The organism is Neorhizobium galegae (assembly GCF_017877055.1).
GTDB classification, from domain to species: domain Bacteria; phylum Pseudomonadota; class Alphaproteobacteria; order Rhizobiales; family Rhizobiaceae; genus Neorhizobium; species Neorhizobium galegae_D.
In genome coordinates this window covers 31579-53986 of the sequence record NZ_JAGIPG010000003.1, presented here as the reverse complement: position 1 = coordinate 53986, position 22408 = coordinate 31579, and the positions used below count along the sequence as shown (strand labels likewise).

The window sequence follows — 22408 nt, the reverse complement described above, 5'->3', positions numbered from 1 at the left end:
ATCCGATGGCCAGCATTTCACTGAAAAAACTGAACAAGTCCTACGGCGCGCTGACTGTCGTCCATGACATCGATCTGGAGATCGCCGACAAGGAATTCATCATCCTCGTCGGGCCTTCGGGTTGCGGCAAATCGACGACGCTCAGGATGATCGCCGGGCTGGAAGAGATTTCCGGCGGCGAGCTTCAGATCGGCGGCAACATGATGAACGACGTGCCGTCCAAGGACCGCGACATCGCCATGGTCTTCCAGAACTATGCGCTTTACCCGCATATGACCGTCTACAAGAACATGGCTTTCGGCCTGCAGCTTCGGAAAGTGTCCCGGGATTTCATCGACAGCCAGGTTCAGGACGCTGCGAAGATCCTCGACATCACCCACCTTCTCAACCGCAAGCCGAAGGCTCTGTCCGGCGGCCAGCGCCAGCGCGTCGCGCTCGGACGTGCCATGGTCCGCAATCCGGCGGTCTTCCTGCTCGACGAACCACTCTCCAATCTCGACGCCAAGCTTCGCGGCACCATGCGCGCCGAGATCACCAAGCTGCACAAGCGTCTCGATGCCACCTTCATCTACGTCACCCACGACCAGATCGAGGCGATGACAATGGCGGACCGCATCGTGGTGATGAAGGACGGGCATATCCAGCAGGTCGATACGCCGCAGAACCTCTACGATCGCCCCGTCAACATGTTCGTCGCGGGCTTTATCGGCGCGCCGCAGATGAACATGATGCCATCCGTGATCGAGCGGCGAGGCGAGAGATATTTTGCCTCGTTCGACGGGCGGGAACTGCCATTGCCGGCGCATTTCGACAAAAACCGCATCGCACCCTACGAAGGCCGCGAACTGGTCATCGGCATCCGGCCCGAGAATTTTCACGAATTGCCGCCGGCCGATATTGCAGCGGAAAATCTGGCGCCCTTCAGCGCCCTCATGGAACTCGCCGAACCCATGGGCTCGGAAATCCACCTCAATATCGTCGCCGGCGGGCGCAGCCTCATCGCGCGCGTGTCGCCCCGCTTCAAGGGCGCGATCGGCGAGGAGGTCAAGCTGGTCGTCGACACCACCAATATGCAGTTGTTCGACAAGCAAACGGAGCGCTCGATCCTTTATTAGGCGCGCGGGAGGAGACGGCCATGCAATGGCTGCGCGACATGTGGACGAAGGAAGGGCCGGGCATTCCGAAGAATGCGCCGAAGAAGACCGGTCTCGCCCTTTTCGCCGACACGTTCGCGCGCGAATGGTGGGAGATGGTCAAATTGAACATCCTGTTCATTCTGGCCGCACTATTCGTCGTCACCATTCCCGCCGCCATCGCCGCGACCGCCCGCATTTCGGTCGCCTTCGTCGAGGACCGGAACACCTATCTCCTGCGCGACTTTGTCGAAGCGTTTTTCCGGTATTTCTGGCGCGCGACCGCGTGGGGGCTGGCCTTCACCCTTGCCATCGGCCTCGGCGTCTATGCGATCGTCACCTATGCCGCGACCGCGAAAGACAATCTCGTGCTGGCCCTGCCGCTGACGATCGCACTGGTCGCGACCGTCTTCATCGTCGTGGTGGCCTGCCACCTCGTCGTGCTGATGGTGATGCGTGATCTTTCGGCGCCAACGCTGCTCAGGCTGGCAGCCATTGCATCGGTCGTCCGTCCACTGCCGGCGCTCGGCGCGCTTGCATTCGTGGCTGCGCTCTGGCTCGCGCATATCGTCTTTTATCCGGTGTCCGTGTTCATGCCGGCCACCCTCAACTTTTCACTCGGAATGTTCGCCGTCGCATTCGGCGTCCATCGGGCAGCGGTCATGGTTCTAGCCCTGCCAATGGCAATACAGGCGCATCGCGAACCGCAGGCTGGTGACGCTACGCATATCTAATCCAGAGACACTTCAGGGAAGGAGAACGGAATGTATTTGGAAAAACTCGGGAGATCGGCAAAGTTCGCGATGGCGGGTCTTGCCTTGGCGGGTTCTATCGCAGGATCGGCCTACGCACAGTCGGGGGACGCCGTGACGCTTAAATGGGCGTTGTGGGATTGGGACAAGGTCGCGTACTACAAGCCACTGATAGCGGCATACCAGGCCAAACATCCGAACGTTAAGTTCGAATCCGTCGACCTCGGTTCACAGGACTACCAGCAGATGATCGCCACGCAGCTCGCGGGCGGCTCCAAGGATATCGACATCGTCACCGTCAAGGACGTTCCGAACTACGCGAACCTCGTCCGTGCCGGTTCGATCTCGGACCTCACCGGCTTCATGACGGAACAGAAAATCGATCCCGCGTCCTTCGGCGGCCTCGTCGACGAACTCAAGATCGACGGCAAGGTCTATGCCCTGCCGTTCCGTTCGGATTTCTGGGTCGTCTACTACAACAAGGACATTTTCGACAAGGCCGGTGTTGCCTACCCGACCAACGACCTGACCTGGACGCAGTTCGACCAGATCGCCACCAAGCTCGCCGGCGGCATGGGCGCGAACAAGACCTATGGCGCGCTCTTCCACACGTGGCGCTCCACGGTCCAGCTTCCGGGCATTCTCAACGGCAAACAGACACTGGCGGGTCCGGACTACGCCTTCCTGAAGCCGTGGTATGAGCGCGCCCTTGCCCTGCAGAAGGCCGGCGTCGTTCCGTCCTATGGGTCGCTGAAAACCTCCAACACTCACTATTCGGCGCTGTTCTTCAACGGCACGATCGGCATGCTGCCGATGGGTACCTGGTTCGTCGGCACCCAGATCGCCAAGGTTGCCTCCGGCGAATCCAAGAGCAAGAACTGGGGAATCGTGAAGTTCCCGCATCCGGATGGCGTTGCAGCAGGCACAACCGCAGCGCAGATTTCCGGTCTCGCCGTCAACACCAACTCCACTCACAAGGCCGAGGTGCTCGACTTCATCAAGTTCGTCACCGGCCCGGAAGGGGCGGCCATCATTGCCGGCACCGGCACGATCCCGACCGTTCGCACGCCGGAAGTCACCGCCAAGATCGCATCGCTGCCGGGGTTCCCGCAGGATCAGACGAGCAAGGACGCACTCCAAGCCGGCAAGTCCTTCCTGGAAATGGCCGTCAATCCAAATGCCGCGAAGATCGAAGTTGTTCTTAACCGTGCGCATGACTCGATCATGACCGACAACATCTCAATCGACGACGGCCTGAAGGAAATGACCGAAGGCGTGAAGGCCATCAAGTAACAGCCCGACCCGCGGAAGCGAGTACCTCCGCGGGTCTCTTTTTTTCAATGAAAATGGTTTGCCAGTGATCTACGACCCAGTTCGAGCTAATCCCCTATACGGGAACCCTCTTCTGTCCCGAGACGATCTTGGCCAGGCGGTCCTGGATCTGTTCAAACCGCTTCTTCCCTATTTTTCGCCAGGCGGCGCGCGGGTCCGCCTGAGCGCGACAGGCGCGCATTTCGACCGTGCCGCGGCCGACCTCGAAGGTTTCGCCCGACCGCTCTGGGGTATCGTACCGCTCGCAGCCGGAGGCCATGATTTCCCCCATTGGGATCTCTACCGCCGCGGCCTCGCAAGCGGCACCGATCCGTCCCATCCGGAATATTGGGGCGACATTTCCGATCGCGACCAGCGTCAGGTGGAACTGGCCGCGGTCGGTTTTGCGCTTGCCACGGTGCCCGAACATATCTGGGAGCCGCTGAGCGAAGGAGAGAAGAAAACCGTCGCGGCCTACCTCCTGTCCGCCCGCGACAAGGAATTCATCGACAACAACTGGAAATTCTTCCGGGTTCTCATCGATCTCGGCCTCGCACGCGTCGGCATAAGCTTCGACCGATCCATGACGGAGAAGTATCTCGACGAGACGGAGGCCTTTCGGCTTGGCGAAGGTTGGTATCGCGACGGGCCGGTGAAGCGCGTCGACCATTATATCCCGTTTGCGATGCATTTTTATGCGCTGATCTATTCGGTTCTGGCAAAGGTCGATACCGCGCGCGGCGATGCCTATCGCGAACGTGCCCGGGTGTTTGCGCAGGATATCCGTCACTGGTTCGGCCCGGATGGCGCTGCCCTCGCCTTCGGGCGCAGCCAGACATATCGGTTTGCGGCCGGCGGCTTTTGGGGCGCCTTGGCGTTTGCGGGCGTCGAGGCCCTGCCGTGGGCCGAGATCAAAGGCTATTACATGCGCCATATCCGCTGGTGGTCGAAACTTCCGATCGCCGACCGCGACGGGGTGCTGTCGATCGGCTACGGTTATCCCAATCTCTTGATGAGCGAGAGCTACAACTCGCCCTGCTCGCCCTATTGGGCGATGAAATTCTTTTTGCCCCTGGCCCTGCCCGCCGACCACGCCTTTTGGATGGCGCAAGAAGCGCCCGCGCCATCCTTTGCCGACCCTGTTCCACTCAAGGAACCCGGCATGGTCGCCATGCACACGCCCGGCAATGTCGTGGTTCTCGCCTCCGGTCAGCAGCACGACAGGATGCGCGGTGCCAACGAAAAATATTCGAAGTTCGTCTATTCCACCCGCTACGCCTTCAACATCGAGGCCAACGACCGGCATTTCGCGGCCGCAAGTTTTGACGGCATGCTGGGTCTCTCCGACGACGGCACGCATTTTCGCATGCGCGAGACGCTCGAGCAGGCGCTGATCGCCGGTGACAGGCTCTACTCCCGCTGGAAGCCCTGGAGCGATGTCACGGTAGAGACATGGCTGGTGCCGGCCAACCCCTGGCATATCCGCATCCACCGCATTGTCACGCCCCGCGCTCTTCAAACGACGGAAGGCGGCTTCGCCGTCGAGCAGGCGGATTTTAATACCGATATTGCGGAGCAAGGCAGAGGTTTCGCCGTTTGGCGCGGCCAAACCGACACAAGCGCCATCGTCGACCTCTCGCCTGCCTTCGGGCGAGAAGGCCATGCCATGAGCCCGATCGCCAATACCAACCTCATTCACGCAAAGACGCTGCTTCCCCAGCTTCGTGGACCGATCGAGGCCGGGACGACGCTGCTCGCGACAGCGGTCATCGCGCTCCCCAAAACCGGGATAGACCCGGCATTTCTGGAGTCCGTCCCCGCATGCCCGGATGTGGCGGAACTGGAACGGCTGTTCCGCACGGAAGGAGACGTGGTCCCCGCCTTCGACCTCTCGGGCATCAAGTGAGGTAGGCCACGGTGGCCTATCCCGTACTCCTTCACCGCGTCATCCGCCCCTCACCGATCCGCGCCAGACGAGTTCGGCTTCGAGTCTGCGGGAGTTCGCCTCCCCCGGTGTCACCTGATCGAGCCAGGCGACGGCTTCGGCCGCAATCCGGTCGACGGGTTGGGCAAAGGTGGTGAGATTGTAGGAGGACCAGGACGCCTGCTCTATGTCGTCGAACCCGACGACGCAGAGTTCGGACGGAATGGCAAGGTTGAACTGATGCCGCGCGGCATCCATCAGCCCACAGGCAAGCAGGTCGTTGACGCAGAAGATCGCGTCCGGCCGCTTCTCGCGGGTGAGCAGCCGCTGCGCCAGCACCGCGCCGCTCTGATAGGTGGTGGAGCCGAAACGCTCGACGGTCACCTCCAAGCCGTGTTCGCGACCGGCCGCGCGAAAACCCTCCTCGCGAGCCATCAGGCTCGGCGTCATCGCTTCCGAATTGGCGAAGGCGAAGTTGCGACAGCCGGCGCGCAGCAAGGCGATGAAGCTACGGCGGGCTGCATCGCGATCATTGAGGTTGATCATCAGGGCGCCGTCCCGATCCTCGTCGCGGTTGATCAGCACAAGCCTTTGCCCGCTCTTCAGGCAGAGATCGGTGATCGACCTGTCCGGCATGCCGGACAGAATGATCGAGGCGTCGGCCCGGTAGCTGATCGCTTGCCGGAGCGCCTGGTCGACGCTGTCGTCGGAGCGATCGGTATTGATCAGCATGGCGATCTTCGAGGCGCTCTGGAGCTGGCCGGTAAGGGCTCGAATGAGGCTGGCGCGGTAAGGCGTGTCGAGCTCGGAAACGATCAGGCAGACGATGCCGCTTTCATTGCGCATAAGCCCACGGGCGAGGTGGTTGACGTGATAACCCAGCGCCTCGGCAGCCTCGGTCACCCGTCGCCTCGTCTCTTCCGAAACGCTTGCACCCGGCGTGAACGTGCGCGAAACAGCCGACCTGGACACACCGGCCCGGTCAGCGACGTCCTTGGCGCTGACAAAAATCTTGCGGCTCATCGCCCTCTCCCTTGCCTCAATCAATGCCCATTTTTGCAAGCGAGTGCAACAAGCCGATGACAAGAAAAACGGCTTCAGCCCAAATTCTTTAGCGATTTGTTATTGACAAGATCCGCAACTACGTGGAACCATTGCACACGCTTGCAAAGGCGGGTGATGTGGAGGCGTCACCACAATCTTGGAGGATAATCATGCGTCTGGCTCTCACGGCCGCTGCCGCTCTTGCGGCTGGCTTGACTATGAATGTCTCGGCATCTCGTGCCGCGGAAGAACTCAATCTGATCTGCTCTGCCGACGTGGTCATCTGCGAGATGATGCAGCAGATGTTCCAGAAGGATACCGGCATCCAGGTGAACATGGTTCGTCTGTCGTCCGGTGAAACCTATGCCAAGATCCGCGCCGAAGCGCGCAATCCGAAAACGGATATCTGGTGGGCGGGGACCGGCGATCCTCATCTGCAGGCGGCATCCGAGGGACTGACGCAGGAATACAAGTCGCCGCTTCTCGGAGAGCTCAACGACTGGGCGAAGAAGCAGGCCGAAAGCTCCGGCTTCCGCACGGTCGGCGTCTATGCCGGCGCGCTCGGCTGGGGTTACAATACCGAACTCTTCAAGCAGAAGAACTACAAGGAGCCCAAGTGTTGGGCCGACCTTCTCGACGCCTCGTTCAAAGGCGAGATCCAGATGGCCAACCCGAATTCGTCCGGTACCGCCTACACGGCGCTGGCGACGCTGGTGCAGATCATGGGCGAAGACAAGGCCTATGACTATCTGAAGAAGCTCAACGCCAACATTTCGCAATATACCAAGTCCGGTTCGGCGCCGGTCAAGGCCGCCGCCCGCGGCGAGACGGCGATCGGCATCGTCTTCATGCATGATGCGGTCGCCCAGACGGTCGAGGGTTTCCCGGTCAAGTCGATCGCACCCTGCGAAGGCACCGGCTACGAAATCGGCTCGATGTCGATCGTCAAGGGCGCCCGCAACCTGGAGAACGCCAAGAAGTGGTATGACTGGGCGCTGAAGGCCGACGTGCAGTCGCACATGAAGGAGGCGAAGTCCTTCCAGCTTCCGTCAAACGCCAAGGCAGAAGTGCCGAAGGAAGCGCCGAAGTTCGCGGACATCAAGCTGATCGACTACGACTTCACCAAATACGGCGACCCGAACACCCGCAAAAAACTGCTCGAGCGCTGGGACAAGGAAATCGGCGCGAGCGCCAACTGATCCCGATCGCCATCGTCGCGCTGCGGCTTGGCCTGTAGCGCGACCGGACTTTCCATGCTCTCGATGAGGTCGCGGCCGGCCATGGACAATCGCAATCGCAGACTGGACCTTGTCCTTGCCTTCGGCGCCGCGGCCATGGTCGTTGTGCCGTGGTACCGGATCGAGAAGGGTTTTCTGTCATTCTCCTGGCTGGGGGACTTCCCGGGAGCGGCCTCGGCTGCTCCCGGGATGCTGCAGATCTTCGTGCACGGCCGGCTTTGGCTGTTGGCCGCCTTGCTGGCACTTCTGGGCGCAGCCGCGGCGCGGTTCGTGACCGACCCGATGCGGCGCGGCGCGCTTCTCGCCTGGGCGGGCGGCTTCGGCATCGTCTTTCTCGCCCTCCAGGGGCTCGCGATCGGCAATACCGGCTGGAGCTGGGCGATCACCCAGACGCTCTTCGGTGAGCTCGCCGGTGGCCAGCCGTCGATGGGTGCCGGCGCCGTCCTGATGTCCGTGGTCTTCGTCCTGCTATTTTCCTTCGGCCTTGCCGAAAGGGGGGTGATGCGCGGCGACGCGTTTGTCGTCTCGACCATCTCGGTGCTGATCTTCCTCGTCACGGTCTTCGTCTTTTATCCGATCGGCAGCATGTTCATCGGTGCCTTCCAGGACTTCGACGGTTCGGTGAATTTCGACGGCTTCAGCCGCAACATCGCCGATTCCTCGATCTGGAGCCTCGATTGTCTTGCCGGCGGCAGCCGCTGCGGGATCGCCTGGCGCACGCTTTTCCTGGCGATCATGACGGCTGCGGGCTCGACGCTGCTCGGTCTCGCCTTCGCACTGGTCGCGACCCGCACGCATTTTCCCTTCAAGAAGGGCCTGCGGCTGCTGACCGTGCTGCCGATCATCACACCGCCCTTCGTCATCGGCCTTGCGCTCACGCTTCTGTTCGGCCGCGCCGGTGTCGTCACCCAGGGCCTTTCGTCGGTCTTCGGCATCGAGCCGAGCCGCTGGCTCTATGGCCTCACCGGCATCTGGATCGCCCAGGTCCTTTCCTTCACGCCGATTTCCTTCCTCGTGCTGATCGGCGTCGTCGAAGGCGTGAGCCCCTCGATGGAGGAGGCCTCCCAGACATTGCGCGCAAATCGTTGGCGCACCTTCTGGCGCGTTTCCCTGCCGCTGATGAAGCCCGGCCTCGCCAACGCCTTCCTGATCGGGTTTATCGAAAGCATGGCGGATTTCGGCAACCCGCTGGTGCTCGGCGGCAGTCATGGCGTGCTTTCGACGGAAATCTTCTTCGCCGTCGTCGGCTCGCAGAACGATCCGGCCCGCGCCGCGGTGCTTGCGATGATCCTGCTCTGCTTCACCTTGTCTGCCTTCCTCGCCCAGCGGCTCTGGCTTTCGGGCAGGAATTTCGCGACCGTCACCGGCAAGGGCGACAGCGGCTCCCATATCGCGCTGCCCCGCCCGCTTTCGATTGCCGTACATATGCTCGTCATCCCCTGGATGATCTTCACGCTCGTCGTCTACGGCATGATCATCTTCGGCGGCTTCGTGAAGACCTGGGGCCTCGACAACACGCTGACGCTTGCCCATTACGCCAAGGCTTTCTCCGTCACCGTCCGCGATGGTTCGCTGGTCTGGACGGGGGTTGCCTGGAATTCCTTCTGGACGACGATGGAGATCGCGCTGATCTCGGCGCCGCTGACCGCCGCCGTCGGACTGGCCACGGCCTATGTGATAGTGCGGCAGAAATTCGCCGGCCGCGAGCTCTTCGAGTTCGCCCTGATGATGAGTTTCGCCATTCCCGGCACGGTCATCGGCATCAGCTACATCATGGCCTTCAATCTGCCGCCGCTCGAAATGACCGGCACGGCCCTGATCCTCGTCGCCTGCTTCGTCTTCCGCAACATGCCGGTCGGCGTACGCGGCGGCATCGCCGCCATGAGCCAGCTCGACAAGAGCCTCGACGAAGCCTCGATGACGCTCGGAGCAACCAGCTTCCGCACGATCCGCAAGGTCATCCTGCCGCTCCTGAGGCCGGCGATCACTGCAGCGCTGGTCTATTCCTTCGTCCGCGCCATCACCTCGATCAGCGCCGTCGTCTTCCTGGTCAGCGCCCAGTACAACATGGCGACCTCCTATATCGTCGGCCTGGTCGAAAACGGCGAATACGGCGTGGCGATCGCCTATTCCTCGATGCTGATCGTGGTGATGATCGCCGTCATCGCCGGCTTCCAACTGATCGTCGGTGAACGGCGGCTGCGGCGGGAAAACCGCATTTCGGCCTCGCGCCCCCGCGTTCCGACCTCCCTGCAGCAGGAGAAAATCGCATGAGCCTCACCCAGGCCGGCTCCGTCGTCTTCCAGAACGTCCGCAAGACTTTCGGCGCCTTCACGGCCATTCACGACCTGTCGCTGACTGTCGAGCCCGGCACGCTGGTGACATTGCTCGGCCCCTCCGGCTGCGGCAAGACCACGACGCTGCGCATGCTCGCCGGCCTCGAACACCCGAGCTCCGGCCGCATCCTCATCGGCGGCAAGGACGTCACCATGCTGCCGGCCAACGAGCGGGACGTCTCGATGGTCTTCCAGTCATACGCGCTTTTCCCGCACATGAATTCACTCGACAACGTCGCCTACGGGCTGGAGTCGTCCGGGCTGAGCAGGAGAGAGGCGCGCCAAAAGGCCGAACACGGGCTCGAACTCGTCGGCCTTGCAGGCATGGGACGCCGCCTTCCCGCTGAACTTTCCGGCGGCCAGCAGCAGCGCGTTGCCGTCGCCCGCGCGCTGGTCCTCGAACCCCAGGTCCTGCTGCTCGACGAGCCGCTGTCGAACCTCGATGCGCGGCTGCGCCGCCGCGTCCGCACCGAAATCCGCGAGCTTCAGCAACGCCTGCAGTTCACCGCCGTCTACGTCACCCACGACCAGGACGAGGCGCTTGCGGTCTCCGACAAGATCATCGTGATGAAGGACGGCGAGATCGCCCAGGAGGGCAGCCCGCGCGACCTCTACGAAGCACCGGCCTCGTCCTTCATCGCCGACTTCATCGGCGAGGCGAATGTCGTGCCCTGCGAGATCATCGATATCTCGGGCACACAGGCGACCGTCGGCATCGAAGGCCTGAGGCATGTCGTGCCGGCGCGCGGTGCGAGGCCCGGCCGCGGCAAGCTCGCGGTAAGGCCGAATGCCATCACGGTCGAACCGGCCGAAAGCGCCGCCTTTTTCGGGCGGATCAGGCATACGGCCTATCTCGGCGACCATATCGAATACGAGGCGGAAACGAGCGGCGGGACGTTGTTCATCGTCGACCCGTCGGTCGACCGCCCTCTTCCTCCCGGCACACAGGTCGCCATCGGCCTCAAGAGCCGCGGCATCGCCATCATCGCGGAATGAAAGATCCGCAGACAGGGACACGTTTCTTCATGAACAATAACGAGCAGCAAATCAGGGATCGTCACGCGCTTGCCGAAAAGGTTGCGCGGGAAGCGGGAAAGGTCGCGTTCGCCTATTTCAGCCGGCGCGAAACATTGGTCATCGAAACCAAGGGCGATCCGCAGGATGTCGTTTCGATCGCCGACCGGGAGGTGGAAAACCTCATCCGCGACCGCGTGTCCGAAACATTCGCGGATGACGGCTTTCTGGGCGAGGAATACGGGCTTGCCGAGGGCAGTTCCGGTTATACCTGGGTCGTCGATCCGATCGACGGCACCAGCCCGTTTGTCAGCGGCATGCCCAACTGGTGCGTCTCGATCGCTGTCCTCCATGACAAGAAGCCGGTCGTCGGCGTCATTTTTGTGCCCTGTTACGAAGAAATCTATTCCGCAGCGGCCGGACAGGGCGCCACGTTGAACGGCAAGCGGCTTTCGCTCGACGGGCGCAAGACGATCCGCAACGGGCTGACCGGCATCGGCGCCAACCATCATGTCACGCCGGCTGCCGTCGCCAAGATCGTCAGCGATCTCCTCGAAGGTGGCGGCAATTTCGTCCGGCTTGGGTCGGGTGCGCTGATGCTCGCCTATGTCGCCGCCGGCCGGCTGGTCGGCTATTACGAACCCTACATGCACGCCTGGGACTGCCTCGGCGGCTATTGCATCGTCGAGGAAGCAGGCGGCTGGTTCCTGCCCTTCCCCACGGAAGGCGGGCGGCTGACCAAGGGCGCGCCCGTGCTCGCAGCAGGCCCCGGGGCCGTCAGTGACCTCAAACGCATCGCCGGTGTCAGCGGAGGAGATTCGGCGGCGGCATAGCCGCTGCATCCGCGCGGCGCTCCTAATCTCGGGATCGGGCGACGCGCACAAGAAGGGTCCTGCCGGACCCAATCGTCTGTTCATGGGAAAGGGAGGAAAACATCCATGAAGATCGTTCTTGCTTCGGCAATTGCCGCAACCACATCACTGCTCATGGCGTCGAGCGCCATGGCAGTCACCGAAATTCAATGGTGGCACGCCATGACCGGCGCCAACAACGAGGTCGTCGAGCAGCTCTCCAAGGAATTCAACGAGGGCCAGAAGGACTACAAGATCGTTCCTGTCTTCAAGGGCAGCTATCCGGAAACGCTGAATGCCGGCATCGCCGCCTTCCGCGCCAAGCAGCCGCCGGCGATCATCCAGGTCTTCGACGCAGGCAGCGGCGTGATGATGGGTGCCCAGGGCGCCATCGTACCGGTCGCTGACGTCCTCACCAAGGGCGGCTACAAGTTCGACAAGTCGCAGTACCTGCCCGGCATCGTCGCCTATTATTCGAAGCCGGACGGCACCATGCTGTCCTTCCCTTATAACTCCTCGTCGCCGATCCTCTATTACAACAAGGATATCTTCCAGAAGGCCGGCCTCGATGTCGCCAACCCGCCGAAGACCTGGCCGCAGGTGTTCGATGCAGCCAGGAAGATCAAGACCAGCGGCGCTGCCCCATGCGGCATGAGCTCGACCTGGCTGACCTGGATCCAGACCGAGAACTTCGCCGCCTGGAACAACGTCTCCTATGGCAGCAACGAAAACGGCCTTGCCGGCGTGGACGTGAAGCTCGCCTTCAACTCCGACTTCTTCGTCAAACACTTCCAGTCTATCGCCGACCTCGCCAAGGACGGGACCTTCCGCTACGGCGGCCGTACTTCCGAAGCGAAACAGCTCTTCACATCAGGGGAATGCGGCATCCTGACGGAATCCTCCGGCGGTCTCGGCGACATCATCAAGACCGGCATGAACTACGGCATCGGCCAGCTCCCCTATTATGAAGGCGCCGGCCGTCCGCAGAACACCATTCCCGGCGGCGCTAGCCTCTGGGTCTTCGCCGGCAAGAGCGATGCGGAATACAAGGGCACGGCGGAATTCTTCAACTTCCTGTCGCAGACCAAGATCCAGGCCCGCCTGCACCAGGTCTCGGGCTATATGCCGGTGACGATGGCGGCTTATGAAGACACCAAGAAGTCCGGCTTCTACGACAAGAACCCCGGCCGCCAGGCACCGCTGCTGCAGATGATGGGCAAGGCACCGACCGAAAACTCCAAGGGTGTCCGCCTCGTCAACCTGCCGCAGGTCCGCGACATCATGAACGAGGAGTTCGAGGCAATGCTGGCCGGAAAGCAGGACGCCAAGACTGCTCTCAACAAGGCCGTCGAACGTGGCAATGCCGCCATCCAGCAGGCAATCGAAAAGTAAGCACCGCCCAGGCCGCCCGTATCTTCCCGGCACGGGCGGCCCCGTTCGCATTCCAACGGAGCCTGCCCGTGCAAACCGTCGTCTTTCCGAACAAGATCCTGCCCTACTTCCTGGTCGCGCCGCAGATCATCCTGACGGTCATTTTCTTCTTCTGGCCTGCAAGCCAGGCACTCTATCAATCGGCCATGCGGGAAGACCCGTTCGGCCTGCAGAGCAATTTCGTCGGATTGGCAAATTTCCGGTTGATCCTGTCGGACGAGAATTACCTTCATGCGTTGCAGGTGACGATCGTCTTCAGCGTCGCCACCGCCCTGCTCTCCATGGGCCTGGCACTGCTGCTGGCGACGGCGGCGGATCTCGTGGTGCGCGGCAAGGGCTTCTACCGCACCATGATGATCATTCCCTATGCCGTGGCGCCGGCCGTTGCCGGCATGCTGTGGCTTTTCATGTTCAATCCGGCCATGGGAACCCTGGCCTATATTCTAAGACGCAATGGCATTGCCTGGGACCCATTGCTCAATGGTGATCAGGCGATGGTGCTGGTCGTGGTTGCCGCCGCCTGGAAGCAGATCAGCTATAATTTCCTGTTCTTCGTCGCCGGCCTCCAGGCAATCCCGAAATCGCTGCTGGAGGCCGCCGCAATCGACGGCGCCCGCGGCAGCCGCCGCTTCTGGACGATCGTCTTCCCGCTTCTTGCGCCGACGACCTTCTTCCTGCTTGTCGTCAACACCGTCTACGCCTTCTTCGACACGTTCGGCATCATCCACTCCGTGACCGGCGGCGGACCTGCCAAGGCGACCGAGACGCTGGTCTACAAGGTCTATAACGACGGTTTCGTGAACCTCAACCTCGGCTCGTCGGCCGCCCAGTCGGTGGTGCTGATGGTCATCGTCATCGCGCTCACGGCTTTCCAGTTCCGCTTCGTCGAGCGGCGCGTGCATTATGGTTGAGGTGACCCGATGATTGAGAACCGCCCGCTCGCCATCCTCATGGGGCATCTGATGCTGATCCTCGGCATCGTCATTGTCGCCTTTCCGATCTATTATACTTTCATCGCCTCGACGGCGACGTCGACCGCCATCATCCGTCCGCCGCTGTCGCTGCTGCCCGGCGGCCACATGATGGAGAACTACACCGAATCCATCTCGGGCGGCGTCGAGCGCGTCGTCGGGGTGAGCCTTGAGCGACTGTTGTTCAACAGCTTCGTGGTGGCGATCGCGATTGCCATAGGCAAGATCGTCATCTCCTTCCTGTCGGCCTTTGCGATCGTCTTCTTCCGCTTTCCCTTCCGCATGGGCTTCTTCTGGATGATCTTCATCACCCTGATGCTGCCGGTGGAAGTGCGCATCCTGCCGACCTACAAGGTCATCGTCGATCTCGGCCTTATCGATACCTATGCGGGACTGACGCTGCCGCTGATGGCGTCGGCGACCGCCACCTTTCTCTTCCGGCAGTTCTTCCTGACGATCCCGGGCGAGATGGTCGAGGCTGCCCGTATCGACAATGCGGGACCGTTCCGCTTCATGCGCGATATCCTTTTGCCGCTGTCGACGACCAATATCGCGGCACTCTTCGTCATCCTGTTCATCTACGGCTGGACACAATATCTGTGGCCGCTGCTGGTCACCAATGACGCGAAGATGAACACGATCGTCATCGGCCTGCGCCGCATGGTCGATTTCGCGGATGCCTCGACCCCGTGGAACTACGTCATGGTCACCGCGATCCTGGCGATTATTCCTCCCGTCATCGTCGTGGTGCTGATGCAGCGCTGGTTCGTCAAAGGTTTGGTGGAGACCGAGAAGTAATGGCAAGGATTGAACTCAAGGACGTCCGCAAGGTCTATGGCGGAAACATCGAGGCGATCAAGGGCGTGTCGCTCGATATCGAAGACGGCGAGATGATCGTGCTGGTCGGTCCGTCCGGCTGCGGCAAATCCACACTTCTGCGCATGGTGGCAGGTCTTGAAGGCATCTCCTCGGGCGAAGTGACGATTGCCGACAAACGCGTCAACGAACTGGAACCGGCAGAGCGGGACATCGCCATGGTTTTTCAGAACTACGCGCTCTATCCGCACATGACCGTGCGGCAGAACCTTGCCTACGGCCTCAAGAACCGCAACACGCCGAAGGACGAGATCGATCGCCGCATCACCGAGGCCGCCCGTGCGCTTGAGATCGAGCCATTCCTCGAACGCAAGCCGCGCCAGCTCTCCGGTGGCCAGCGTCAGCGCGTTGCCATGGGCCGCGCCATCGTGCGCAAGCCTGCCGCCTTCCTGTTCGACGAGCCGCTCTCCAACCTCGACGCCAAGCTGCGCGTCCAGATGCGTGTCGAGATCCGCCGCCTGCAGCGTTCGCTCGCCACGACCTCGATCTACGTCACCCACGACCAGATGGAGGCAATGACCCTGGCCGACCGGCTGGTCGTCTTGAATGCCGGCCGGATCGAGCAGGTCGGCACGCCGATCGAGCTCTATGAAAAGCCTGCGACCACGTTCGTCGCGACCTTCATCGGCTCGCCGTCCATGAACCTCATGAAACTCGGCGAAGACGCCGGCTGGAAGATGTCGCCCGATGCGCGACTGCCGAACAATGCCGCCACGATCGGCATCCGTCCGGAGGATATCGTCATCGCCAACGGCAATGTTCCCGGGGCCGTCAGGGCTGAAGTTCAGGTAGCGGCGGTCGAACTGGTCGGCGCCGAAAGCTATGTTCATGCCGTGACCGCGGACGGCAGCCCTGTCGTCTTCCGCGTCCCAGGCCGCTCCGGCATCCAGATCGGCGAGACCATGGCCCTGACGGCCGACGCCACCCGCTTCCATCTGTTCGATGCCGCCGGAAAGAGGGTTTGACGGATGTGCCCCGGGCCTTGTTCCGTCACAAGGTCGCCGGCTGTGGCGCGGGGGCTTCGGCATGACGGGAAGCCAGCGGAAAAGTGGCCAAAATATTCGCCGATTGGCTGGCAAGACGACTCGTTGTCAAGGCCGTCGGGAAACGGAGCTGGACCGGGTGCTTTGCTCGGGAAATGGCACGCCCCTGTTGTTCAAGGGCAAGGATTTTTCTCAAACAGACATTCGAGCGGCAGAAGAAAATGAACGCTAGCGTCCCCTATCGAAGCCGCGGCCGATCGCCATGCCGATCTTGTCGGTCCGTGCCTCAACCGCCGTCTTGATCTTACCGACTGCCGAGGCGACGGAGTTCCGAAGCAGGAGCCCAAGGATCACCCGGGCGTCGTTCCGTTGCAAAGGTCCCGGCTGTGCCGCAGACCATGTCGGCATAGACGGCACTTCGCCATCGGGAACGCCGCCGGCACGGCGGAAGGATGCGAGATGCTGACGGATCGCAGATCGCGCGCTTGCGAACCTCAGTTCGCAGTCCGCGCCAAAAATTCGCGGATCGCCGCGATCACGATCTCATGCGCTTCGACATGGACCGCATGGTTTGCATTCGGTACCTCGAGAAGTTCGCCGCTGGGGATGCTTTCCGCGATCAGGCGCGAATGGTTCGGCGGGCAGATCCAGTCTTGCGCACCGCAGACGACCAGCGTCGGAACCGGGATGTCTTTCAGCTTGTCGCGCAGATCGTAGAGGCGTTCCTTGAACAGTGCGTTGTGGGTCTCGGCATGCAGATGCATGATGCGGGTGCGCTCCAGCGCGGCATCCGGATCGAATTTTTCGTAGTAGAGCGGCTGCAGCGCCAGCCAGATCAGGCGCAGCTCGGTATCGTCCTTGACCCTGTCGGAGAACATCTTGTCGAGCATGTCGAGTGAAGCGCTGGTCGCCTTGTGAATACGCTGCTTGAACACCACCATGGCATCGTCTTCGTGGTGATAGCTGGCAGCGGTGCCGCGCAGGATCAACCGCGACAGGTTCTGGCCGTATTTCACGGCATAGGTGAGCGCGATCATGCCGCCGAACGAACCGCCCTCGAGGATGATCTTGCGGCCGCCGCACAGGTTCACGCGAAAGGCCTCGACGTCATCGGCCAGCTGCTCGAACGTGTAGGGCGGCGTCAGGCTCGTCTCCCCGCAGCCGCGCTGATCATAGGCAATGACGCGGTATTTGTCCGACAGGACCTTGTAGGCGTTGAACTCTCCGCGGCGATCGCCGATGCCGCGCCCGCCATGCAGCGCAATGATCGGCTCGGCATCGGGATTGCCGATGTCGTCGTAGACGAAGGTGGCGTTGTTGAGTGTCACTGTCGGCATGGGGTATCCTATTCTGCTGATATAGCGTCCGAGTGCGTGCGTCTGCCGGGTCGTCGGTCCGGTGGATGCTGGATTCGACAACTGTCATGGGCCAATGGAAGACCACCCCGCCTCGGCGTGAAGCGGGATGGCACAATCTGGCGTCCTGGACTCAGTTCGCCGCAGGCTTCATGTCGAAAGCGCGGACCCAGTCGTCGCCCCGAGCGGTCCAGGTGATGCGCTTGGACAGGCCGTAGGTGGCGGGCTGGGTATAGAGGAAGAGCGCCGGCGCCTCGTCGCACATCACCTCGGTCGCCTTCTTGTAGGCCGCCTGGCGCTTCGCCACGTCCATGGTCGAGCGGCCATCCGCCAGGGCCTTGCCGAAATCGGCATTCTCCCAATAGGCATACATGTTGCCCGGCGCGAAGAGGGTCAGAAGACCATCGGCATCGATCGTCGGCCATGCCTGGCTGAGCAGGCTCATGCGGCCGAGGTCCTTGGTCTTCAGATACTTGTCCATATAGGCGCTGAACTGCATCTCGACGATCTTGGTCTTGACGCCGATCTCTTCCAGTTGGCTGGCGACGGCCTGGACGACTTCCTCGCCGTTGAGGTAGATGCCCGTCGGCACTTCGATTTCGATCGGCTCGGCCGGCGCACCGCCTGCCTTCTTCAAAAGTTCGGCCGCCTTTTCCGGATCATAGGCATAGGGCTTCAGATCGGCGTTGAAGCCGAAATAGCTCTTCGATGTCACCTGGCACTTGGCGATCTCGGCCTGGTCGTTGAAGATCGCCTTGACGATGCCTTCCTTGTCGACGGCGTAGTTCAGTGCCTGGCGAAGCAGTTTGTTGTCGAGCGGCGGCTTCAGCGTGTTGAACTTGATGAAGGCGGTGCGGGTGCTCGGCACCGCGCTGGCCTGGGCACTGCCGCTCGTCTTGATCCGGGTAATTTCCGTGGTCGGGATCGAGTTGATGAAATCGACCTCGCCCGCAAGCAGCGCGGCGACACGGCTGGCGGCATCCGGAATGATGCGGACGACGACCTTGCCGAAATCCGGCTTTGGACCCCAATATTGCGGATTGGCGTCGAGGGTGATGCTCTCGCCCGGCTTGACGGAGGAGATGACATAGGCGCCGCCCGAAGCGGTCTCGGTCGCCGGCTTGTGCCCGGCGGCCCATTTCGGCGGCAGCAGGAAGAACATCGACAGCTGGCCGATCATCGCCGGATAGGGCGAACTCGTCTTGATCTCGATCTCGGTCGGGCTGATGACCTTGACGTCGGAGATCAGCGTGAACCAGGCCTTGATGCGGGCATTGACGGCCGGGTCGCGCACACGGTCAAAGTTCCATTTGACCACTTCGGCATCGATCTTCTCGCCATCGTTGAACGTGGCGTCCGACCGCAGCTTGATGCGCCAGGTCAGATCGTCGACGCTCGTCCATTCGGTTGCAAGAGCCGGAGCGATCTTCATGTCGGGCCCGCGCAGAACCAGCGACGGATAGATGTGGCTGAGCAAGCTAAGGTCGGTGCCGACGGATGCCGTCATATGCGGATCGAACGTGTTGATCGTGTTGGTGATCGCAATGGTCAGCGTCTTGTCCTGTGCAAGCGCCGATGTCGAGATCGTGGCGCCGAGTGAAAGTGCAGCGATTGCCGCGGAGATCGATTTTCTGGTCACGTCCATTCCCTTCTGATTATTTCCCGTTGGTTTTCATGGGTTTACACTGCGTTCTCAAGAGACGCTTTTCCTCTATTTTACGCCCTTGAGCATAAGCGGATCGAATTTGCGAAGATTGCAGAACGTTTCGGTCATCCTCCTGCCGGGAACGACGATCGGCTTGTCCGGGAGTTGGCGGTCATGCTGTTTCCTCCCTTCCGTTCATTTGGCTTCGACAGGGACAGAATGACCAAGCGTGTGCATCAGCCGGTTGGCCCAGCCAAAAATGGCGGCGGAGTGGATGAGATCGACGATCTCGGCCTTCGATATGCCATGATCGCGAAGGGCCTGTACCTGCTCGCTGGTGGCCTGCGACGGCGTCTCGGACAGCGCCTTGCAGAAGTCGACGATCGCCTGGGTCCTGGCATCGAACGGACCTTCGAGGCCGCGTACATAGATCTCCTCGACGACATCCTCGCGGCCGGAGAGTTCGACATAGCGGCGAGCATGGACCGAGGCGCAATAGACGCAGCGATTGACGGCGGAGGCGACGAGCGCGCCCAGTTCCCGCTCGGCCCGGTCGAGGCCGCCCTTGGCATACATGATGGCGTTGAACAGTTTCGTGCGGGCCACGTAGGATTCCGGATCATGCGCCAGCGTGCGCACATAGGGGGAAACCTTGGTGTTGGACGGGGTCACCTGCATCGCAGCCAGCTGTTCTTCGCTCGCCGTGGCAACGTCGACCGGCTCGATATAGGGCGACCAGGAGAGCGCCTTGACCTTGAAACGCGATGTGCTCATTCGACCTCCTCCAGCAGGCTGAGACCGACAAGGACGCGGGCCTCGTAGTTGACGAAGGCAATCAGCTCGGACAGCGCGATGATCTGCGGTTTGCTGAGGCCCGCCTTTTCGAGGCGCTCGATATCCCCCCTGCTGCTGTTGCGCGGCGTCTGGGTGACGAGATCGGCATGACGGATGATGGCGCTGGTAAAGGCATCGGCGGACGCCGCTGTTTCGGCGCCGGAGGCAATGGCGGCAAGGTCCGGATCGCTGCCTGCATCGTCCAGGATCAGATCGTAGACCGCCGCCAAGTCCTCGCGGCCGATGAAGCGGGCCATGCGGGAGGCAAGCGCGGCGCGCAGAGCATGGCTGAGGCCAAAGCCGTGATTTGGACTGAGCACCGTTTCGCGGCACAGTTCCGTGCCCTCCACGAATTCCGGTCGCTCGCGGCGGATCGCGTAGAGCTCGGAGCCCGGCTTCAAGCCGGATAGGATGTCGATCTGGTCCAAGTCACTCATTCCCATCTTAGGTTCCACCTGCGGATCCGGTCCATCGACGGATCGAGATCAGGCATGAATTGGGGGCGGTCGCCTGCGACAGATGCGAGGCGGGCGTAACCGCTGTCAGCGTATTCGGGTTGCCCCCGTGGTCGACGCCATCCGTATCGGGACGAAACCAGCCGCCGGTCGCAAGCACGGCGACGCCCGGCATCAGGCCACTGTCGATCGTCAGCGCCGCGATCGTTCGGCCGCGGTCGTTGTAAAGCTCGCAAAGGTCGTCCTGTTTCAGGGCAAGACGCCTGGCGTCGATCTCGCTCAGCGTGAACCGCTCATAGCCGTTAAGCTTGGCCGCCTGGCTCGCGGGACCATATTCGAGCTGGCCATGCAGGCGGTGGGCGGGCTGCGGAGACAGGAGATGGAACGGATGTCTGGCCGAAAGCGGCGCCCCAAGCCACTCCTCCGGCGCCAGCCAGACGGGATGGCCGGCGATGTCGGAATAACCGAAGCCGCAGATGGCATTCGACCCGATTTCGATCCTCCCGCTTGCTGTTTTCAGCGGGGCCGCATCCGGGTCTCTGACGAAATCTCGAAAATGGTTCGCGGGCGACGGCGCAAGCTCGCCTTCGTCGAGCGCGGCATAACCCCGAACGCGAAACGCCTGGAAATCCGGCAGTTCCGGATAACGCTCCCGATAACCCTCGTAGATCCGGGCAAGCCAGTCGTCGGTCGTCAGCCCCTCGTCGAACTGCTGGCGGCAACCGAGTTCTTCGGCGATCAGGCAATAGGCTTCGTGATCGGTCAAGACACCGGCCGGCGGATCCATCACACGGCGGCTGTAGACCAGCCAGTTCTCGCGCGACGCCGCCGCGACATCGTCGCGTTCGAAGGGAAACGCCGACGGAAGCACGATGTCCGACATCTTGGCGGTGGCGGTCCACATGTTCTCGGTGACGATCACGGTCTCCGGGCGCCGGAAAGCCTCGGCCAGCCGGTTGAGATCCTGATGATGGTGGAAGGGATTGCCGCCGGCCCACCAGACGAGCCGGATATCCGGAAGTTCGAGAACCTGTCCGTCGTAGTCGATCCGCCCGTCCGGATTTTCCAGCAGCTCGGTGATCCGCGCCACCGGAATGAAGCTGCGAACCGGGTTGGAGCCTTGTTCGAATGCCGGCCCTTTCAGGCGCCGCACCGGCTGGCCGACGGAATTGACCGCTGTCAGCCCGAAGGAGAAACCGCAGCCGCGCTTGCCGACATGACCCGCCATCGAGGCGAGCGCGATCGCAGCCCAGAACGGCTGTTCGCCACGCCGCGCCCGTTGCAGCGACCAGGCGACGTTGATCAGGCTCGGCACGTCATGCAGGTCTTCGGCGATCTCGACGATGGTTTGCGCCGGCACGCCGGAAATCGCCGAGGCCCATTCGGCATCCTTGGCGATGCCGTCCGCCTCGCCGGCCAGATAGCTCTCGAAATCGCAATAGCCGGTCGTGCAGCGTTTCAGGAAATCGCGGTCGAACAGGCCTTGGACGAGCAGCGTATGGCACATGCCGAGCATGACCGCGGCATCCGTATTCGGGCGCAGCGGAATATGCCGGACGTTTAGACCGGAGGGCGCATCGCTCGAAGCTGGGCTGAACACGACGATGCGCACACCCCTGTCCTGGCAGTGCCGCAGCCATTCGACGGCGCGGTGGCTGCCGGTCCCTCCCGACTCCACCTGCGCATTGCTCAGCCGGAAGCCGCCGAACCCGACCAGCAGCTGGCAACCGTCGGCAATGTCGTTCCAGGACGGTGAGGTATCGCAGGCATCCTTGTAATTCGGCCCGAGGATATGCGGCAGAAGGACGGCCGCAGCACCATAGGAATAGCTGTTGACGGAAGAGGTGAAGCCGCCGGCGAGATTGAGCAGTCGCTTGAGCTGGCTTTGCGCATGGTGGAAACGGCCGGCGCTGGCCCAGCCGTAGGAGCCGCCGAAGATCGCCTGGTTGCCGTGTTTCTCCCGCACGCGCCGAAGCTCGCCGGCGATCAGGCTTGCGGCCTTGTCCCAGCTTATCTCGACGAAATCTTCGCGGCCGCGCGAAACACCGGTGGCGGCAAGAGGCCCCTTCTCCAGCCAGGACTTGCGGACCATCGGGGCGCGGATGCGCTCCGGATGGTCGGCCAGATCCAGGTAGCCGAGACCCATTTCCGAAGGGTCCGGATCGTGACGGAACGGCAGGAGCTTGCGCTTCCCGTTCGCATCCGTGCCGACTTCGTAAGTGCCGAAATGGGTTGCGAACAGATGCGTCATTTTC

Annotated in this window: 19 protein-coding genes; 13 read left to right on the top strand and 6 right to left on the bottom strand. The window is 62.0% G+C overall.

Annotated features, from left to right (window positions below):
- Positions 1-5: 5 nt before the first annotated feature.
- From J2857_RS19530 to J2857_RS19515, 4 genes are all read left to right on the top strand, one after another.
- Positions 6-1115, top strand: coding sequence for an ABC transporter ATP-binding protein (locus J2857_RS19530; RefSeq protein WP_210011777.1), 1110 nt, complete (start codon positions 6-8; stop codon positions 1113-1115).
- 20 nt (positions 1116-1135) lie between these two features.
- Positions 1136-1867 (top strand): DUF624 domain-containing protein, encoded by a 732-nt coding sequence (locus J2857_RS19525; protein ID WP_210011776.1) that lies wholly within the window; start codon positions 1136-1138, stop codon positions 1865-1867.
- A gap of 30 nt (positions 1868-1897) precedes the next feature.
- Positions 1898-3178, top strand: a complete 1281-nt coding sequence (locus tag J2857_RS19520) for an ABC transporter substrate-binding protein (protein WP_210011775.1) — start codon at positions 1898-1900, stop codon at positions 3176-3178.
- Positions 3179-3242: 64 nt separating this feature from the next.
- Positions 3243-5102, top strand: coding sequence for a DUF2264 domain-containing protein (locus tag J2857_RS19515; protein WP_210012426.1), 1860 nt, complete (start codon positions 3243-3245; stop codon positions 5100-5102).
- A 39-nt stretch (positions 5103-5141) separates the two neighbouring features.
- Here J2857_RS19515 and J2857_RS19510 read toward each other — a convergent pair whose 3' ends face one another.
- Positions 5142-6143 carry a LacI family DNA-binding transcriptional regulator gene (locus J2857_RS19510; RefSeq protein ID WP_210011774.1) on the bottom strand — a complete coding sequence of 334 codons (1002 nt, stop codon included), beginning with the start codon at positions 6141-6143 and terminating at the stop codon, positions 5142-5144.
- Between the two features lie 191 nt (positions 6144-6334).
- Between J2857_RS19510 and J2857_RS19505 the strand changes: the two genes are divergently transcribed.
- The 9 genes from J2857_RS19505 to J2857_RS19465 all read left to right on the top strand — a co-directional run bounded on the left by J2857_RS19505 (position 6335) and on the right by J2857_RS19465 (position 16096).
- Positions 6335-7363 (top strand): ABC transporter substrate-binding protein, encoded by a 1029-nt coding sequence (locus tag J2857_RS19505; RefSeq protein ID WP_210011773.1) that lies wholly within the window; start codon positions 6335-6337, stop codon positions 7361-7363.
- Between the two features lie 81 nt (positions 7364-7444).
- Positions 7445-9676, top strand: coding sequence for an ABC transporter permease (locus tag J2857_RS19500; RefSeq protein WP_210011772.1), 2232 nt, complete (start codon positions 7445-7447; stop codon positions 9674-9676).
- Positions 9673-10734, top strand: a complete 1062-nt coding sequence (locus J2857_RS19495; RefSeq protein WP_210011771.1) for an ABC transporter ATP-binding protein — start codon at positions 9673-9675, stop codon at positions 10732-10734. The genes J2857_RS19500 and J2857_RS19495 overlap by 4 nt, the downstream gene beginning before the upstream one ends.
- A 29-nt stretch (positions 10735-10763) precedes the next feature.
- Positions 10764-11585 (top strand): inositol monophosphatase family protein, encoded by an 822-nt coding sequence (locus tag J2857_RS19490; protein WP_210011770.1) that lies wholly within the window; start codon positions 10764-10766, stop codon positions 11583-11585.
- A 105-nt stretch (positions 11586-11690) separates the two neighbouring features.
- Positions 11691-12995: a sn-glycerol-3-phosphate ABC transporter substrate-binding protein UgpB gene (ugpB, locus tag J2857_RS19485; protein WP_210011769.1), complete on the top strand. Its 1305-nt coding sequence runs from the start codon at positions 11691-11693 to the stop codon at positions 12993-12995.
- 68 nt (positions 12996-13063) lie between these two features.
- Positions 13064-13945, top strand: coding sequence for a sn-glycerol-3-phosphate ABC transporter permease UgpA (ugpA, locus tag J2857_RS19480; RefSeq protein ID WP_210011768.1), 882 nt, complete (start codon positions 13064-13066; stop codon positions 13943-13945).
- A 9-nt stretch (positions 13946-13954) separates the two neighbouring features.
- Positions 13955-14803, top strand: a complete 849-nt coding sequence (gene ugpE, locus J2857_RS19475) for a sn-glycerol-3-phosphate ABC transporter permease UgpE (protein WP_210011767.1) — start codon at positions 13955-13957, stop codon at positions 14801-14803.
- Positions 14803-15846: a sn-glycerol-3-phosphate import ATP-binding protein UgpC gene (locus J2857_RS19470; protein WP_210011766.1), complete on the top strand. Its 1044-nt coding sequence runs from the start codon at positions 14803-14805 to the stop codon at positions 15844-15846. Before ugpE ends, J2857_RS19470 begins: the two co-directional genes overlap by 1 nt.
- Positions 15847-15907: 61 nt before the next feature.
- Positions 15908-16096, top strand: coding sequence for a type II toxin-antitoxin system VapC family toxin (locus J2857_RS19465; protein ID WP_210011765.1), 189 nt, complete (start codon positions 15908-15910; stop codon positions 16094-16096).
- A 262-nt stretch (positions 16097-16358) separates the two neighbouring features.
- On the opposite strand, the gene J2857_RS19460 is transcribed toward J2857_RS19465, so the two are convergent.
- From J2857_RS19460 to J2857_RS19440, 5 genes are all read right to left on the bottom strand, one after another.
- A complete protein-coding gene (locus J2857_RS19460) occupies positions 16359-17201 on the bottom strand; it encodes an alpha/beta fold hydrolase (RefSeq protein WP_210011764.1) in 843 nt (280 codons plus the stop codon).
- A gap of 151 nt (positions 17202-17352) precedes the next feature.
- Positions 17353-18864: an ABC transporter substrate-binding protein gene (locus J2857_RS19455; protein ID WP_245363599.1), complete on the bottom strand. Its 1512-nt coding sequence runs from the start codon at positions 18862-18864 to the stop codon at positions 17353-17355.
- 195 nt (positions 18865-19059) lie between these two features.
- Entirely contained in the window at positions 19060-19638 is a 579-nt protein-coding gene (locus J2857_RS19450) for a peroxidase-related enzyme (RefSeq protein ID WP_210011762.1), read from the bottom strand.
- Positions 19635-20135, bottom strand: coding sequence for a CMD domain-containing protein (locus J2857_RS19445; RefSeq protein ID WP_245363597.1), 501 nt, complete (start codon positions 20133-20135; stop codon positions 19635-19637). The genes J2857_RS19450 and J2857_RS19445 overlap by 4 nt, the downstream gene beginning before the upstream one ends.
- A 7-nt stretch (positions 20136-20142) precedes the next feature.
- Positions 20143-22404 carry a molybdopterin-dependent oxidoreductase gene (locus J2857_RS19440; protein WP_210011760.1) on the bottom strand — a complete coding sequence of 754 codons (2262 nt, stop codon included), beginning with the start codon at positions 22402-22404 and terminating at the stop codon, positions 20143-20145.
- Positions 22405-22408: the final 4 nt, after the last annotated feature.